The 16,317-nt window shown below is 62.3% G+C and carries 14 protein-coding genes and 1 other RNA gene; all 15 read right to left on the reverse strand.

What is annotated here, in order from left to right:
* Window positions 1-87: 87 nt before the first annotated feature.
* Entirely contained in the window at window positions 88-1,347 is a 1,260-nt protein-coding gene (gene ftsA / locus QOM08_RS23155) for a cell division protein FtsA (RefSeq protein WP_076383614.1), read from the reverse strand.
* Between the two features lie 15 nt (window positions 1,348-1,362).
* Entirely contained in the window at window positions 1,363-2,229 is an 867-nt protein-coding gene (locus QOM08_RS23160) for a cell division protein FtsQ/DivIB (RefSeq protein WP_047228822.1), read from the reverse strand.
* A gap of 2 nt (window positions 2,230-2,231) precedes the next feature.
* Complete coding sequence (locus QOM08_RS23165; protein ID WP_076383613.1) at window positions 2,232-3,197, reverse strand: D-alanine--D-alanine ligase; 966 nt, start codon at window positions 3,195-3,197, stop codon at window positions 2,232-2,234.
* On the reverse strand, window positions 3,194-4,654 hold the full coding sequence (murC, locus tag QOM08_RS23170; RefSeq protein WP_107321912.1) for a UDP-N-acetylmuramate--L-alanine ligase: 1,461 nt from the start codon (window positions 4,652-4,654) through the stop codon (window positions 3,194-3,196). Before murC ends, QOM08_RS23165 begins: the two co-directional genes overlap by 4 nt.
* Window positions 4,647-5,717 carry an undecaprenyldiphospho-muramoylpentapeptide beta-N-acetylglucosaminyltransferase gene (murG, locus tag QOM08_RS23175; RefSeq protein ID WP_139049188.1) on the reverse strand — a complete coding sequence of 357 codons (1,071 nt, stop codon included), beginning with the start codon at window positions 5,715-5,717 and terminating at the stop codon, window positions 4,647-4,649. Before murG ends, murC begins: the two co-directional genes overlap by 8 nt.
* Window positions 5,707-6,924 (reverse strand): putative lipid II flippase FtsW, encoded by a 1,218-nt coding sequence (gene ftsW / locus QOM08_RS23180; protein WP_410479102.1) that lies wholly within the window; start codon window positions 6,922-6,924, stop codon window positions 5,707-5,709. The genes murG and ftsW overlap by 11 nt, the downstream gene beginning before the upstream one ends.
* A complete protein-coding gene (gene murD / locus QOM08_RS23185; RefSeq protein ID WP_316912192.1) occupies window positions 6,921-8,267 on the reverse strand; it encodes a UDP-N-acetylmuramoyl-L-alanine--D-glutamate ligase in 1,347 nt (448 codons plus the stop codon). The genes ftsW and murD overlap by 4 nt, the downstream gene beginning before the upstream one ends.
* A 5-nt stretch (window positions 8,268-8,272) precedes the next feature.
* Window positions 8,273-9,355 carry a phospho-N-acetylmuramoyl-pentapeptide-transferase gene (mraY, locus tag QOM08_RS23190; protein WP_047228816.1) on the reverse strand — a complete coding sequence of 361 codons (1,083 nt, stop codon included), beginning with the start codon at window positions 9,353-9,355 and terminating at the stop codon, window positions 8,273-8,275.
* Window positions 9,355-10,722, reverse strand: a complete 1,368-nt coding sequence (locus QOM08_RS23195; RefSeq protein ID WP_076383609.1) for a UDP-N-acetylmuramoyl-tripeptide--D-alanyl-D-alanine ligase — start codon at window positions 10,720-10,722, stop codon at window positions 9,355-9,357. Before QOM08_RS23195 ends, mraY begins: the two co-directional genes overlap by 1 nt.
* Complete coding sequence (locus QOM08_RS23200) at window positions 10,715-12,178, reverse strand: UDP-N-acetylmuramoyl-L-alanyl-D-glutamate--2,6-diaminopimelate ligase (protein WP_047228814.1); 1,464 nt, start codon at window positions 12,176-12,178, stop codon at window positions 10,715-10,717. Before QOM08_RS23200 ends, QOM08_RS23195 begins: the two co-directional genes overlap by 8 nt.
* On the reverse strand, window positions 12,178-13,917 hold the full coding sequence (locus tag QOM08_RS23205; protein WP_172833814.1) for a peptidoglycan D,D-transpeptidase FtsI family protein: 1,740 nt from the start codon (window positions 13,915-13,917) through the stop codon (window positions 12,178-12,180). The genes QOM08_RS23200 and QOM08_RS23205 overlap by 1 nt, the downstream gene beginning before the upstream one ends.
* Window positions 13,917-14,210, reverse strand: coding sequence for a cell division protein FtsL (gene ftsL, locus QOM08_RS23210; RefSeq protein WP_047228812.1), 294 nt, complete (start codon window positions 14,208-14,210; stop codon window positions 13,917-13,919). The genes QOM08_RS23205 and ftsL overlap by 1 nt, the downstream gene beginning before the upstream one ends.
* Complete coding sequence (gene rsmH, locus QOM08_RS23215; RefSeq protein WP_410479103.1) at window positions 14,207-15,154, reverse strand: 16S rRNA (cytosine(1402)-N(4))-methyltransferase RsmH; 948 nt, start codon at window positions 15,152-15,154, stop codon at window positions 14,207-14,209. Before rsmH ends, ftsL begins: the two co-directional genes overlap by 4 nt.
* Window positions 15,151-15,606, reverse strand: coding sequence for a division/cell wall cluster transcriptional repressor MraZ (gene mraZ, locus QOM08_RS23220; protein WP_003205355.1), 456 nt, complete (start codon window positions 15,604-15,606; stop codon window positions 15,151-15,153). The genes rsmH and mraZ overlap by 4 nt, the downstream gene beginning before the upstream one ends.
* 308 nt (window positions 15,607-15,914) lie before the next feature.
* Window positions 15,915-16,268, reverse strand: an RNA gene (rnpB, locus tag QOM08_RS23225) — RNase P RNA component class A.
* Window positions 16,269-16,317 lie beyond the last annotated feature (49 nt).

The following is a 16,317-nucleotide window of genomic DNA, read 5'->3' on the forward strand; positions in this document are numbered from 1 at the left end:
TCATTCTCTAGTTTTTTCGCCTACTGCGTTTGTTGCATCTTCCAGTGCCAAGCCAGAGGCTCGTCGCTTGAAGCTTTAAACCTGTTGCTAAAAATTGCCCTTCACCCAAGCCTGGAGCCGCTCGAAAAGCGGCGCCTTCGGCTCGTCGCTGTTGTAGCTGTCGCGGCTGCCGATGCCCGAGAACGAAACCCCGTCGGACTGCTTCTGCAGGCCGTACATCAACAGGCCCACGCCGGTGGAGTAGATCGGGTTGCGGACCACGTCATCCAGGCCCTTGACGCCATGGGGCACGCCCAGGCGCACCGGCATGTGGAAAATCTCTTCGGCCAGTTCGACCGCGCCTTCCATCTTCGACGTACCGCCGGTCAGCACGATGCCGGCCGGGATCAGGTCTTCGTAGCCACTGCGACGCAGCTCAGCCTGGATCAGCGTGAACAGCTCGTCGTAACGCGGCTCGACCACTTCGGCCAACGCCTGGCGGGACAACTCGCGCGGAGGACGTTCGCCAACGCTTGGCACTTTGATGGTTTCACCGGCACCGGCCAGTTTCGCCAGGGCGCAGGCGTAGCGGATCTTGATTTCTTCGGCGTACTGGGTCGGAGTGCGCAAGGCCATGGCGATGTCGTTGGTGACCTGATCACCGGCAATCGGGATCACTGCCGTGTGGCGGATCGCGCCTTCGGTGAAGATCGCGATGTCGGTGGTGCCGCCGCCGATGTCCACCAGGCACACGCCCAGTTCCTTCTCGTCGTCAGTCAGTACCGAGTAGGCCGAGGCCAGTTGCTCGAGGATGATGTCGTCGATTTCCAGGCCGCAACGGCGCACGCATTTCTCGATGTTCTGCGCGGCGTTCACGGCACAGGTCACCACGTGGACCTTGGCTTCCAGGCGCACGCCGGACATGCCCAGGGGCTCACGCACGCCTTCCTGGTTATCGATCACGTAATCCTGCGGCAGGGTGTGCAGCACACGCTGGTCGGCCGGGATCGCCACGGCCTGCGCCGCGTCGAGCACGCGCTCAAGGTCAGCGGAGCTGACTTCACGGTCACGAATCGCCACGATGCCGTGGGAGTTCAGGCTGCGGATGTGATTACCTGCCACACCGACAAACGCTGAGTGGATCCGGCAACCGGCCATCAGCTGCGCTTCTTCAATGGCGCGCTGGATCGATTGCACGGTGGACTCGATGTTCACCACCACGCCTTTTTTCAAGCCACGGGACGGGTGGGTACCGATCCCGACGATGACCAGCGTGCCGTCGTCCGCGACCTCGCCTACCAGCGCAACCACCTTGGAAGTGCCGATATCCAGACCGACGATCATTTTTCCGCTTTGCACGTTTGCCATGGGTCCTGCCTCTTCTTAATTCTTCGCGACGGCGGGTTCAGCCGTCGTGGGCGCTACAGGTTCCCGCCAGCCAACAGCCAGGCCGTTGGCGTAGCGCAGATCGATGCGCGCGATGTTCGTAATCTGGTCTTTGAGCGTCTTGTCATAGATGGCAATGAAGCGGCGCATCTTTTCCACCTGGTTGCCGCGCCCGAGCAGCAGCTCGATGCCCGGCCCCGAGCTGCCCGCGCCAGTGGTCAGGAACCAGCTGCCGCGCTCACGCAACTCCAGGCGCGCGATGGAGAAGCCCAGCGGCCGCAACATCTGACTCAACACCTGGTACTGCTGCATTACTTTCTGCTGGGCCCGCTGAGGACCGAACAGTTGTGGCAAATGTTCGTAGTTGGCCAGTTCCCGTGGCGTGAACGCCTGGCCCTGGTTGTTCAACAGCGACTCGTCGCCCCAGCGGGCCACGGGCAGTTGTTCTTCCAGGCGGATCGATACCTGGTCAGGCCATACCCGCCGTACTTCGGCATGGGCGATCCAGGGCATCTGCTCCAGTTCCTTGCGCATGCCCGCCAGGTCGATGGTGAAGAAGCTCGACGCCACGAATGGGGCGATCCGCTGCTGCACGGCTTGCTGACTGATGTAGCTCAGGTCGCCCTGCACATTGATCCGGGCGATCGGCCGATCCGCATAGGGCAGCAACCGCTGAGCCCCTTCGTACGTACCGAACCCCAACGCCACCAACAACACCGGCCAGAACAGACTCTTGAGAAAACCGAAGTTGGCTTTCGGCAGGCGCGCCGACATCGGCTCTTTGGCCACCATTCGGCTGGCACCCCGCGGCACCGGCTTGCGACCGGGTGCGGATGGCTGATGACGAAGCGATGCGCCTTGCATGCTTAACCTCTTGGCTCTTGAGAGCCGACACTGGCGGCCAGGATCGACAGCACCAATTGCTGGAAATCCAGGCCGGCGGCACGGGCCGCCATCGGTACCAGGCTGTGATCGGTCATGCCTGGGGCGGTGTTGACTTCCAGGAACCAGAACTGCCCGTCGGCGTCCTGCATCACGTCCGCCCGGCCCCAACCGGCAATACCCAGCGCCTCACAGGCCTTGGCCGTGAGGTCCATCAGTTGTTTTTCCTTGGCGCTGTCCAGCCCGCATGGAATGCGGTACTGGGTGTCATTGGCCACGTACTTGGCGTCGTAGTCGTAGAACGTGTGCGGCGTGCCCAGGGCAATCGGGGGCAACACCTGGTCACGCAGGGTGGCGATGGTGAACTCGGGACCGGTGATCCACTGCTCGACCAACACTTGCGAATCGTAGGAACTGGCGTCTTTCCATGCCGCGGTCAACTCAGGCAGCGAAGTCACTTTCGCCATGCCGATACTTGAACCTTCATGGGCCGGTTTGACGATCAAAGGGAAGCCCAGTTCCGTGGCCGCCGAAATACAATCGGCCTCGGATGCCAGCACGGCGTGACGGGGCGTGGGAATGCCGAGACTGTGCCAGACCTGCTTGGTGCGCAGTTTGTCCATGGCCAAGGCAGACGCCAGGATGCCGCTGCCGGTGTAGGGAATACCCAGGCATTCGAGCAGGCCCTGCATGCTGCCGTCTTCGCCGCCGCGGCCATGAAGAATGATGAACGCGCGGTCGATTTTTTCGTTCAGCAGGCGCTGCAAAAAGTCGTCGCCTACGTCGATGCCGAACGCGTCGACACCGGCACTTTGCAGGGCTTGCAGCACGGCGTTGCCAGACTTGAGGGACACTTCGCGCTCGGCGCTCTTGCCGCCGAACAGCACGGCGACGCGGCCGAAGGCTTTCGGGTCCAGGGTCGAAACCAGGTTGGCGTAGGCAGCAGTCATTTCAGTTTCCCCTCGCTGGATGCCACGATTGCCCCGGCGAATAACGGACTTTTCAACAGTTTCGGGGCCAGGCCACCGATGTCACCGGCGCCTTGGCACAGCAGGATGTCGCCAGCGCGCAGCAGCGGTTTGACCAGCGGTGCGAGGTCCACGCCGCGCTCGATGTAGATCGGGTCCAACTGACCGCGTTGGCGAATGCTGTGGCACAGCTGACGGCTGTCGGCACCTGGGATCGGCTCCTCGCCGGCCGGATAGACTTCCATCAGCAGCAGCACATTGGCGTCGGCCAAAACCTGGACGAAATCGTCGTACAGGTCGCGGGTACGGCTGTAGCGGTGCGGCTGGTAGACCATCACCAGGCGACGCTCCGGCCAGCCACCGCGCACGGCCTTGATCACCGCCGCGACTTCGGTCGGGTGGTGGCCGTAATCGTCCACCAGCATCACGTTGCCGCCGTCCACCGGCAGTTCGCCGTAGACCTGGAAACGTCGTCCCACGCCCTGGAACCCGGACAGGCCCTGGACAATGGCTTCGTCACTGACACCTTCGTCGGTGGCGATGCAAATGGTGGCCAGGGCATTGAGCACGTTGTGGTTGCCCGGCATGTTCACCGACACATCCAGCGGCTCGCGGTCAGGGCGCAGCACAGTGAAGAACGTCTGCATGCCCTGCTGGCGCACGTTGATGGCGCGCACGTCGGCTTCTTCGCCAAAACCGTAGGTCACGGTCGGGCGCTTGATCAGCGGCAGGATCTCGCGCACCACCGGATCGTCCAGGCACACCACTGCCAAACCGTAGAACGGCAGGTTGTGGAGGAACTCGACGAAGGTTTTCTTCAGTTTGTTGAAGTCACCGTCGTAGGTCGCCATGTGGTCGGCGTCGATGTTGGTGACCACGGCCACCAGCGGCTGCAGGTGCAAGAAGCTCGCATCGCTTTCGTCGGCTTCGGCGATCAGGTAACGGCTGGTGCCCAGCTGGGCATTGGTGCCCGCGGCATTCAGACGACCGCCGATCACGAAAGTCGGGTCCAGGCCACCGGCAGCGAACACCGAGGCGATCAGGCTGGTGGTGGTGGTCTTGCCATGGGTACCGGCAACGGCGATGCCGTGGCGATAACGCATCAGTTCGGCCAGCATCTCGGCACGCGGCACCACGGGAATGCGCCGCTCCAGGGCGGTGGCGACTTCCGGGTTGGAGGTGTTCACGGCGCTGGAGACCACCAGCACATCAGCGTTGGCGGCATTCTCGGCACGGTGGCCGATGAAAATCTGCGCGCCAAAGGATTCCAGGCGCTCGGTAACCGGCGAGGCTTTCAGGTCGGAACCGGAAACCTCATAGCCCAGGTTCAGCAACACTTCGGCGATCCCGCACATGCCCACGCCGCCGATACCGACGAAATGGATACGGCGGATACGGCGCATTTCCGGTTGCGGCATGGCTTTGCGATTCTCAACCATGGGCCACCTCCAGGCAGGTATCGACCACTTGGGCCGTGGCGTCGGGTTTGGCCAGGCGACGGGCGGCGCGGGCCATGTCTTCGATTGTTTGCGGTTGCATCAAAACCTCTGTCAGGCGCGCGGCAAGATCCGCGGCACCAGTCGTTCTTTGCGGCATCAGGAAGGCAGCGCCTTCACGGGCCAAATAATCGGCGTTGCGGGTCTGGTGGTCGTCGATGGCGTGGGGCAAAGGCACCAGCATCGAGGGCAGACCGGCGGCAGCCAGTTCGCTGATGGTCAACGCGCCTGCGCGGCAGACCACCAGGTCGGCCCAGCCATAGGCTTGGGCCATGTCTTTGATGAAAGGCTGCACTTGCGCCTCGACGCCTGCGGCGCGATAACGCTCGGCGGTGATTTCATCGTGGTTTTTGCCGGCCTGGTGAAACACCTCGGGCCGCAGTTCGGGAGCGACCTGCGACAAGGCTTCGGGCAGCAATTTGTTCAACGGCTCCGCCCCCAGGCTTCCGCCCAGGATCAGCAAACGCGCCTTGCGTCCGGCCAGGGCCGGGCGCGGTGTATCGAGGAACAGCTCGGTACGCACCGGGTTACCGGTGGTACGACGGCTGCCCGACAGGGTAAAGGTGTCGGGAAAGGCTTCACAGACTCGAGCGGCCAACGGCACCAGTAACCGATTGGCGGTACCGGCCACGGCGTTCTGCTCGTGAACGATAACCGGCACACCGGCCAGTTTTGCCGCGACACCGCCAGGACCGGTCACATAACCACCAAAGCCCACCACGCATACCGGCCGCAACCGACGGATGATCGCCCGGGCCTGCCAGATCGACTTGAGCAGCATCAGCGGCGCCTTGAGCAGCGACAACTTGCCTTTGCCCCGCAGGCCGCTGGCGTTGATCCGGTGCAGTTCCAGGCCGGCGGCGGGCACCAGCTCGTTCTCGATGCCCCGTGGCGTGCCCAGCCAGTGCACGGTGTAACCGCGCGCCTGGAACTCCCGGGCACAGGCCAGCGCCGGGAACACATGCCCCCCGGTTCCGCCGGCCATGATCAGCACGTTAGCGCCCATGAGTCAGCTCCTCGGCGAAGTCGCTCTCCTGGAATTCCATCTCTTCGCTGCCCAGGTGGGTTCGACTCTCCCATTCGATGCGCAACAACAAGCCCAGACAGGCACAGCAAATCACCAGGGAACTGCCGCCGTAACTGAGGAACGGCAGCGTCAGGCCTTTGGTTGGCAACAGGCCGACGTTCACGCCGATGTTGATCAGGAACTGACCGATCCACAGGAACGACAAGCCATACGCCACGTACGCGGCGAAATACTGCTTGGCCCGCTCGGCCCACAAACCGATGTACATGCCGCGCACACAGACAAAGACGAACAACCCGACGGTGAGCAGCGAACCGACCACGCCTAGTTCTTCGGCCAATACCGAGAACACGAAGTCGGTATGGGCTTCGGGCAGATAGAACTGCTTCTGCACGCTGTTGCCCAGGCCTACGCCCAGCCATTCGCCGCGACCGAAGGCGATCAGGGCCTGGGTCAATTGATAACCGGAACCGAACTGGTCGGCCCACGGGTCGGTAAACGTGATCAGACGCGCCATCCGGTAAGGTTGCGCCTGCACCAGCACCGTCACCGCGCCGACCGCCAGCGCCACCATCAGGGTGAAGCGAAACAGCCCGACACCGCCGAGGAACAACATCGCCGCTGCGGCCCCCATCATCACCACCGTGGCGCCGAAATCCGGCTCCATCAGCAGCAGGCCGGCCATCGGCAGCAACACAATGAACGGCTTGAAAAAACCCATCCAGCTCTCGCGCACTTCTTTCTGACGACGCACCAGATACCCAGCGAGGTAGATCACCACGAAGACCTTGGCGATTTCCGAAGGCTGTACGTTGAAGAAGCTGAAGCCGATCCAGCGCATCGAGCCGTTGACCTCGCGACCGATGCCCGGCAACAGCACCATCACCAACAGACCAAAGGCACCGAGCAACATCATCCAACCCAGGCGTTGCCAGGTGGCGATCGGCACCATCATGGTGACAATGCACGCGACCAAACCGATCACCAGGTAAATCAGGTGACGAATCATGTGATAAAGGGTGTTGCCCGATTGCACGGCAGCCACTTCCGACGATGCGGAAGTGATCATCACCAGGCCCAGGCCCAGCAGCGCCAGGCAACCGACGAGCATCGGGAAATCCAGGTCGATGCCGCGCCCGGTGATCAGCGGAGACGGGTATGGCTTGATGATGTTCATCAGGTTCATGCCAAGCCCTCCACGGCCCGGGCGAACAACTGCCCGCGCTCTTCGTAGTTCTTGAACATGTCGAAACTGGCGCAGGCCGGCGACAACAGCACGGCATCGCCCGACTGTGCGAGGGCGCGGCATTGCTGCACCGCTTCGTCCAGCGAAGCGACGCGAACCAGCGGCACGCCGTCGCCGAGGGCTTGGGCGATCAATTCGCGATCACGCCCCATCAGCACCACGGCCCGGCAGTTGGCCGCCACCGGATCGCGCAGGTCCTTGAAGTCGGCACCCTTGCCGTCGCCGCCGGCGATCAGCACGAGCTTGCCTTGGATGTCCGCGCCCAGGCCCTCAATGGCAGCCAGCGCGGCACCCACGTTGGTGGCCTTGGAATCGTTGTACCAGGCCACCCCGTCAAGATCGCGAACCCACTGGCAGCGGTGCTCGAGCCCGGCAAACGTGCGCAGGGCCGACAGCATGGCGTCGAACGGCAGACCGACCGCATGTCCCAGGGCCAGCGCCGCCAGGGCATTGGCCTGGTTGTGGGCGCCGCGAATCTTCAGCTCGCGCACCGGCATCAGGTTCTGGAATTCGAAGGCCAGGTATTTCTCGCCATTCTCTTCGCGCAACCCGAAGCCTTTGAAATCCGGCACACCGAGGCCGAAGGACCAGCATGGCATGCCCTCGCCCAGCAACGGACGAGTCAGGGCGTCCTGACGGTTGAACACTACCTGCCGAGCCCCCCGGAAAATCCGGTGCTTGGCCAGGTGATAAGCCGGCAGGCCGCTATAGCGGTCCATGTGGTCTTCGCTGATGTTGAGCACGGTCGCCACTTCGGCGCCCAAGTGGTCGGTGGTTTCAAGCTGGAAGCTCGACAACTCCATCACGTACAGCTCGACGTCATCACTGAGCAGATCCAGCGCCGGGGTTCCCAGGTTGCCACCCACGGCAACCCGCTTACCGGCCGCCGCAGCCATTTCACCCACCAGGGTGGTGACGGTGCTTTTTGCGTTGGAGCCGCTGATGGCGATGATCGGCGCCTTGGCGTGACGGGCGAACAGCTCGATGTCACCGGACAACTTCACGCCACGGGCGGCGGCGGCCTGCAAGGCCGGGGTTGCCAGCGCAAGGCCGGGGCTCACGTAGAGCTCGTCGGCGCGGCACAGGAACTCCACATCCAGCTCGCCACAACGCACGTCCACCTGCGGGTAGTCACGACGCAGCGTGGCCAGCTCAGGTGGATTTTCCCGCGTATCGACCACGGCAAACGACACGCCCCGGTTCGCCAGGAAGCGAACCAGGGACATGCCGCTCTTGCCGAGGCCGACAACGATGCGGAAGTGGTCAGAAGCGATCAGGGACACTCGTTCTACCTCAGCTTCAGGGTGGCAAGGCCGACCAGGACCAGAATCACGGTGATGATCCAGAAACGGACAATCACACGCGGCTCGGGCCAGCCCTTGAGTTCAAAGTGGTGGTGGATCGGCGCCATGCGAAATACCCGGCGGCCGGTCAATTTAAAGGAAGCAACCTGAATGACGACTGACAGCGTCTCCATCACGAACACACCGCCCATGATGAACAGGACGATTTCCTGGCGAACGATGACGGCGATGGTGCCCAGGGCCGCGCCCAGCGCCAGCGCGCCGACATCGCCCATGAAGACCTGCGCCGGGTAGGTGTTGAACCACAGGAAACCCAGGCCGGCACCGATCAGCGCACCGCAGAACACGATCAGCTCGCCCGCCCCCGGCACATAAGGGATCAGCAGGTATTCAGCGAATTTCACGTTACCCGACAGGTAGCAGAAGATCCCCAGCGCGCCGCCCACCATCACGGTCGGCATGATCGCCAGGCCATCGAGGCCATCAGTCAGGTTGACCGCGTTGCTCGAGCCGACGATCACCAGGTAGGTCAGCACGATGAAGCCTGCGCCCAGCGGGATGCTGTAATCCTTGAGCATCGGCAGAATCAGGGTGGTTTCCACCGGGGAGGCTGCGGTCATATAAAGGAAGATCGCCGCGCCGAGGCCGAATACCGACTGCCAGAAATACTTCCAGCGGCTCGGCAGCCCCCGGGAGTTCTTCTCGATGACCTTGCGGTAGTCGTCGACCCAGCCGATGGCGCCGAACAACAGGGTCACCAGCAATACCACCCACACATACCGGTTCGCCAGGTCGGCCCAGAGCACGGTACTGATGCCAATGGACGACAGGATCAGCGCGCCGCCCATGGTTGGAGTACCGGATTTGGACAGGTGCGATTGCGGGCCGTCATTGCGGACCGACTGACCGATTTGCAGGTTCTGCAAGGTGCGGATCATCCACGGGCCCAGGAACAGCGACAACGACAACGCGGTCAGCACACCCAGGATCCCGCGCAGGGTCAGGTACTGGAAGACCGCGAAGCCTTTGTGGAACTGTTGCAGGTACTCCGCTAGCAGCAGCAGCATTAATGTTTCTCCATACGGGAACCGCACAGCGCCGCGACGATGTTTTCCATCGCGGCACTGCGTGAGCCCTTGATCAATAAGGTGGTGTTCGGGTCCTGCTCGGCGCTCAGGGCCTGAATCAACTCGGCCTGAGTGCTGAAATGCTGTGCGTGCTCGCCAAACGCGGCCACCGCATGGGCCATCATCGGGCCGACGGCATACAGTGCATCGACCTTGCCGCGCGCGTAGGCGCCGACATCGTGATGCCCCTGTTGCGCCCATTCGCCCAACTCGCCGATATCTCCCAGCACCAGCACGGTACGGCCGGGGAAACCGGCGAGGATATCGACCGCGGCGCACATGGACGTCGGGTTGGCGTTGTAGGTGTCGTCGATCACGCGCATGCCGTTGCTGGCCAATTGCGCAACGGAACGCCCCTTGACCGGTTGCACCGCGTTCAAGCCGGCCACGATGCCCGGCAATGACACGCCCAAAGCATGGGCCGCGGCCGCAGCGGCCAGGGCGTTGGCGACGTTATGGGTGCCAAGCAGGTTCAACTGGACCCGCTCTGCACCGTCGGGGCTGTGCAGGTTGAAGGCCGGGCAGCCGCGAGCATCGCGGTCCAGGTCGCTGGCGTAAAAATTCGCCGCCAGATTGCTCAAGGCAAATGTCAGGACCTTGCGCCCAGCCGCCCGGGTCTTCCAGATTTCGAAGGCCTTGTCGTCAAGATTCAGCACGGCGACGCCATCGGCATCCAGCCCCTCGAGAATCTCGCCCTTGGCCTCAACGATTTTGTCCGGACCACCGAACTCACCGACGTGGGCGGTCCCGGCGTTGTTGATCACGGCCACGTGAGGTTTGGTCATGCCCACGGTGTAGGCGATCTCACCGAGCCGCGAGGCACCGAGCTCAATGACCGCGGCACTGTGTTGCGGTGCCAGCTCCAGCAATGTCAGGGGTACACCCAGGTCATTATTGAGGTTGCCACGGGTCGCCAACACCGGACCGCGGGTACGCAGAATGCTCGCGAGCATTTCCTTGACCGTGGTCTTGCCACTGGAGCCGGTGATGGCCGCGACCGGGTTGCGGTATGCGGCGCGGTTCAATGCACCGAGCTGGCCCAGGGCCTGGCGAGTGTCGTTTACCTGCAATTGCGCCAGCGTGCTGTTGGTCACTTCCCGCTCGACCAGCGCCGCGACCGCACCTTTGGCGGCCACGTCGTTCAGGTAATCGTGGCCGTCAAAACGCGGCCCGGCCAGGGCAACGAACAATTGCCCCGGGGCAATCGCCCGGCTGTCGATGCTCACCCCATCGAAACTGGCGTCAGCCGCGATCAGCCGCGCCTGCAGGACATTCGTCAGCTCGCTGAGCTTCAAAGCCTTAAGCATGGGCCACCTCCCACGCGGTCAGGGCATGATCGGCTTCCACCAAATCGGAAAATGCGTGACGTTCGCCGTTGATTTCCTGATAGTCCTCATGGCCTTTACCGGCCAGGACAATGACGTCGTCCGCCGACGCACCGGCGATCAACTGGGCAATGGCCTGGCCGCGACCGGCCACGAAGGTGACGTTATCCACCGCCGAGAAGCCGGCGCGGATGTCGTCGAAAATCTGCGACGGGTCTTCGGTGCGCGGATTGTCGTCGGTGACCACTACGCCGTCGGCCAAGCGCTCCACCACTTCGGCCATCAGCGCACGCTTGCCACGGTCACGATCACCGCCGCAGCCGAACAGGCACAGCAACTTGCCCTTGGCGTGTGGCCGCAGGGCCATCAGGACTTTTTCCAACGCATCCGGGGTATGGGCGTAATCGACCACCACCAACGGTTGCGTTCCGCCGCCCAGCCGTTGCATACGTCCGGCCGGCCCTTCGAGTTTGGGCAGGACCTTGAGGATTTCATCCAGGGCGTAGTCCAGGCCAAGCAAGGCACCCACGGCGGCCAACACATTGCTCAGGTTGAAACGCCCCAACAAGGTGCTGCGCAGGTGGTGTTCGCCTTGGGGCGTAACCAAGGTCGCGCGCACGCCTTCGTCATCGAATTGCGCCTGGCGTACATAAAGGTAGGCGCTGGCATCTTCCAGGCTGTAGGTGATCAACCGGGACTCGCGCTTATCGGCGGCCAATTGCCGGCCGAACGCGTCGTCAAGGTTGAGGACCCGGCATTTCAAGTCATTCCAGGCAAACAACCTGGCTTTTGCTTCGCCGTAAGCCTGCATGGTGCCGTGGTAATCCAGGTGATCGCGCGACAGGTTGGTCAATACCGCGACGTCGAACGCCAAGGCCGTCACGCGCCCCTGATCCAGGCCATGGGAAGAGACTTCCATCGCAACAGCCTTGGCTCCGGCCTTTTTCAGGTCGGCCAGGGTTGCTTGCACGGCGATCGGGTTCGGCGTGGTGTGCAGGCCACTCTCCAGCGCGCCGTGGAATCCGTTACCCAAGGTCCCGACGATGCCGCAATGCTGACCCAGCAGATCCAGGGCCTGGGCCACCAGTTGGGAAACGCTGGTCTTGCCGTTGGTGCCGGTCACGCCAATCAGGTTCAAGTGACGACTCGGGTCGCCGTAAAAACGCCCGGCAATGTCCGACAACTGGGCCGCCAGGCCCTTGACCGGAATCAGCGGCACATCAGTGATCGGTAGCACGGTCGCGCCGTCGACTTCATAAGCCACGGCAGCCGCGCCGCGCTTCAAGGCGTCGGCGATGTGGGCGCGACCGTCGAACCGGGCACCCGGTACGGCCAGGAACAGATCCCCGGCACGCACGTGGCGGCTGTCCAGGGCCAATTCGCGAATCAGCAGATCGTGGCCGGCATGGGCAAAAATCTTGTTCAGGCTCAGGGACATCAGCCACGCCCTCCTTCGGCTTTCAAGGGTACGACCGGCGCGGTATTGGCTTGCTGGGTCGGCGGCAGGTTATCCGGGGTGATATTCATCAGGCGCAGGGTGCCGGACATCACTTTGCTGAACACCGGTGCCGAAACCAGCCCCCCGAAGTAGCCGGCCTTGCTCGGTTCGTCGATGACCACCACGACGGCGTAGCGCGGGTCGCTCATCGGGCCGAAACCGGCGAACAGCGAACGGTAGGAATTCTCGGCATAGCCCTTGACGCCCGCGGAGGTTTTGCGGGCCGTACCCGACTTGCCGCCCACGTGATAGGCCGGCACCTGGGCGCGGTACACCCCACGCGGCGCTTCGATCACCTGTTGCAGCATGCCTTGCATGGTCTTGGCGACGTCCTCCGGAATGACCTGAGTAGCCTCCGGGGCCTTGTCGGTTTTGATCAGTGACAGCGGTGTCATGCGGCCGTTGTTGGCCAGCACCGAAAACGCGTGGGCCAACTGGATCGCGGTCACGGAAACACCGTAGCCGTATGACAATGTGGCCGTTTCGGCCTTGCGCCACTCACGGTAGTTCGGCAGATTGCCGACCCGCTCGCCAGGAAAGCCCAGGCCAGTGCCCTGGCCAAGACCGATTTTCTGGGCAAGACGGTAAATCGTTTCCCCACCGATATCGAAGGCGATCTTGCTCATGCCCACGTTACTGGAGTTGATCAGGATGCCGGTCAGGTCAAGCACCGGACCTTCGGTCTTGGAGACGTCCCGAATGGTGTACTTGCCGATCTGCAAAGTGCCCGGATACACCTCGACCGTATCCCCCGGCTTCCAGCGCCCGGTTTCCAGAGCCGCCGCCATGGAAACGGCTTTCATGGTCGAGCCCGGTTCGAACACGTCGATCATCGCGCGGTTGCGCATCATCGCCGGTTGCAGGTTGCGGCGATTGTTCGGGTTATAGGTGGGCTGGTTGACCATGGCCAGGATCTCGCCGGTCTTCACGTCGAGAATCACCAGGCTGCCGGCCTTGGCACCGTTCTCGACGATGGCATTGCGCAGCTCACGGTTGGCCAGATATTGCAGGCGCAGATCAATGGACAACGCCAAGGGCTTGCCGGCCTTGGCGTTTTTGGTGACCTGGACATCCTTGATCAGCCTGCCACGCCGATCCTTGATGACCTGACGCTTGCCGGGAACCCCGGCGAGCCATTCGTCGTAGGCCAACTCGACCCCTTCTCGCCCCCGGTCGTCGATGTCCGTAAAGCCGACCATGTGGGCGGTCACTTCACCGGCCGGGTAGAAACGCCGGAACTCTTCGATGCCGTAGACGCCCGGCACTTTCAGGTCGAGCACCCTCTGGCCTTGCTCGGGCGTCAACCCGCGCACCAGATAGATGAATTCTTTGCTGGCCTGGGCTTCAAGGCGTTCGGCCAGGGCCTTGGGGTCCTGGCCAAGGGCGACGGCCAGGGCCGGCCACTTTTCCTTGGCCTGCTGCATTTCCTTGGCGTTTGCCCACAGGGTAGTCACCGGGGTGCTCACAGCCAACGGTTCGCCATTGCGGTCGGTGATCAGGCCACGGTGAGCCGGGATCGGGATGTGCCGCATGCTACGGGCATCACCCTGCTCTTTGAGGAAGTCACGGTCGACCACTTGCAGATCGATGATCCGCCAGACGATGGCCGCCACCATGATCCCGAGCAGGCCCAGGACCAGGCGGAAGCGCCACGGAAAGAGTGCCCCTTCGAGCTTCATCATGGCGCCACCATCTGCACTTCGGCAGCCCCGGGAATGCGCATTTTCAGCTGTTCGGTCGCCAGTACTTCGATGCGGCTATGGGCGGTCCAGGTGCTCTGCTCCAGGATCAACCGGCCCCACTCGGCCTGGGCCTTGTCGCGCACGCTCAGTTCGCTGTAAAGGGTGTTGAGCAACTGCCGGTTCCAGTGCGCGCTGTAGGACACGGCGATGGCCGACACGAGCACGCCGATAAACAACAGCAGCATGAAAAAGCTGCCGCCAGGCAGGGGCTTGGCGAAGAGCTTGCTCACCGCAACTTCTCCGCAACACGCATGACGGCGCTACGGGCACGCGGGTTGGCCTTGAGTTCAGCCTCGGAGGCGAACTGCGCCTTGCCATGAATCTTGATTTTCGGCACGAAGGCTTCGAAACGCACCGGCAGGTTGCGCGGCAGGTTATCGGCCTCACCCTTGGTGAGCTTGCGCATGAACAGTTTGACGATACGGTCTTCCAGGGAATGGAAGCTGATCACCACCAGTCGCCCGCCGACCTCAAGTGCTTCAAGTGCCGCCTCAAGGCCGGCCTCCAGATCACCCAGTTCATTATTGACGTGGATGCGCAAACCCTGGAAAGCCCGGGTAGCCGGGTTCTTGCCCTTCTCCCATGCCGGGTTGGCGGCTTTCAGCACTTCGGCCAGGTCGCCGGTGCGCTCGAACGGTTTGATATCGCGACGCTCGACCACGGCACGGGCCATGCGACCGGAAAAACGTTCTTCGCCGTATTCCTTGAAAACACGGGCGATTTCTTCCACCGCAGCGGTATTGACGAATTCGGCGGCGCTGATTCCGCGGGACGGATCCATGCGCATGTCCAGCGGGCCATCATTGAGAAAACTGAAGCCGCGCTCAGGGTCGTCCAACTGCGGCGAAGACACGCCCAGGTCAAGCAAGACGCCACTGACTTTGCCAGCCAGGCCACGCTGGGCGACTTCCGATCCCAGCTCCGCAAAGCTGCGCTGCACAACGACAAAGCGGCCGTCTTCGGCCGCTAGCGCTTGCCCGGTGGCAATCGCTTGAGGATCCTTGTCGAACCCCAGCAGCCGACCGTCCGGACCGAGCTTGCTGAGGATCAGCCGGCTATGCCCGCCGCGCCCGAACGTGCCATCCAGATAGCAGCCATCAGGACGTACGGCGAGAGCCTCGACGGCTTCGTCAAGCAGTACGGTGATGTGGTTAAAGCCGCTATCAATAGTCACAGGATCAAATCACGCAGTTCATCAGGCATGGCGCCCGGTTGTTGAATAGCAGCAAGGTCAGCGGCAGAGACCGCATTCCAGGCATCTTCGTCCCACAGTTGGAACTTGTTCAGTTGGCCCACCAGCATCGCGCGCTTGTCCAGCTTGGCGTATTCGCGCAGGCGCGGCGGAACCAGGAAACGACCGCTGCCGTCGAGTTCGAGGTCGACGGCGTTACCGATCAGCAAGCGTTGCAGGCGGCGGTTTTCTTCACGCAGTGAAGGCAGTGCGCGCAGTTTGGTTTCGATGATTTCCCACTCATCAAGAGGGTAAACACACAAACATGGGTCAACGGCGTCGATCGTGACGATTAACTGCCCGGAACTACGCGAAACGAGCTCGTCACGGTACCGGCTCGGCATGGCGAGACGGCCCTTTGCATCGAGACTGATAGCGTTAGCTCCGCGAAACACGTCAGCGTTTCTCCAAAAATTTTGCGTTTTACGCTCAAAAAACCCACTTCATGCCACTTTCCGCCACTTGCGCACACTATAGGAATGCGCCCACCGCACCGTCAAGGCGCGGAGTGAAGGAAAAGCCTTATAGATCGGAGATTTAGGAGCGTATCTGGAGGGGCGATGGGAATCTGACGTAGGATTTTTCGCCACAACTTCAGCGAACACAGGAAGCTGCGCTCAGAAGTTAAAGTGATTTGTTAAGAGTAAGATTTTTTTGGTCTTAGCAATTGCGTCTGCCAGCGATTCTGGCAGGAGGGGAAAAGGTGGAGAGTCGATCTGTAAGCCGGGTTCTGTCTTGAACAGTCATTCGTCTACGATGGCCATCACTGGACATCTTTAGCAACCTACCCGGTCCCAGCGCGGGCCACGCCTTGGGACCCTATTTGGTCTTGCTCCAAGTGGGGTTTACCTAGCCACGAACTGTTGCCAGCCGTGCGGTGCGCTCTTACCGCACCTTTTCACCCTTACCGGCGCCGAAGCGCTTAGGCGGTTATTTTCTGTGGCACTTTCCGTAGGCTCACGCCTCCCAGGCATTACCTGGCACTTCGCCCTATGGAGCCCGGACTTTCCTCCCCCCCCTAATTTTCATAGAGGGCAGCGACTGTCCGATCGACTCTCCGCCGCGAAGGTTAACGGCAGAGCGGCCGAAGAACAAGCGCTAAAAGC

The organism is Pseudomonas sp. P105, from assembly GCF_032614175.1.
Lineage (GTDB): Bacteria > Pseudomonadota > Gammaproteobacteria > Pseudomonadales > Pseudomonadaceae > Aquipseudomonas > Aquipseudomonas rhizophila.